The 624-nt window shown below is 42.8% G+C and carries 1 protein-coding gene; it reads left to right on the top strand.

Going from position 1 to position 624, the window contains the following annotated elements; genetic code table 11:
• A partial coding sequence (locus tag JMW90_RS13530; protein WP_201564763.1) for a response regulator occupies positions 1 to 624 on the top strand: 624 nt, incomplete at both ends.

Here is a 624-nt window from a genome sequence, read left to right as displayed (position 1 = left end):
CGATATGATGGCGCTGCTTAAGCAAATCCGTTTACATTATCAAGGTAAACTGGCCGTCTTTGGTTATCAAGTTGCCGCCGATCAAGCACTACTCAATCGTTACCATGCCAATATCTTGTATGAGCCATTAGACAAGAGACAGTTATATGCCATGCTAGATACGCAAAAGCGTAGTGTACCTACTGGTATTGCAGAACCACGTTGGAAAGGCGTTACCGTATTGGCAGTTGACGATCATTTGCCAAACTTACTGGTGCTTGATGCGCTGCTGAGCGAGCTTGGTATTCATGTTATTACGGCCAGTAATGGATTTGATGCGATAGAGCTAATCAGTAAACAACAAGCGAAAAATATCAAAGCTACCAAAACTGAAAAACAAAGCCTGTCGAAAAAAACTCAAATCTCAAAAGCGGTCACGCGAGATGATGTCAGTAAATCAGTGGTTAGCACGTTACATATCGAAGACGTAACGACAGAAGAAAAGGGTAACGCACAACCTAAAGATAGGATCGATCTTATCTTTATGGATATTCAAATGCCACGTATGTCAGGGCATGAGGCGGCGAGACAAATCCGTAAGATTGAAGCCGCAGATAGTCATATTCCCATTATTGCACTGACTGC

Origin of the sequence: Psychrobacter glacincola (assembly GCF_904846215.1) — a bacterium.
Taxonomy (GTDB): domain Bacteria; phylum Pseudomonadota; class Gammaproteobacteria; order Pseudomonadales; family Moraxellaceae; genus Psychrobacter; species Psychrobacter glacincola.
Note: the sequence above shows the minus strand (reverse complement) of the source record. Positions and strands in the feature narration are given on the sequence as shown.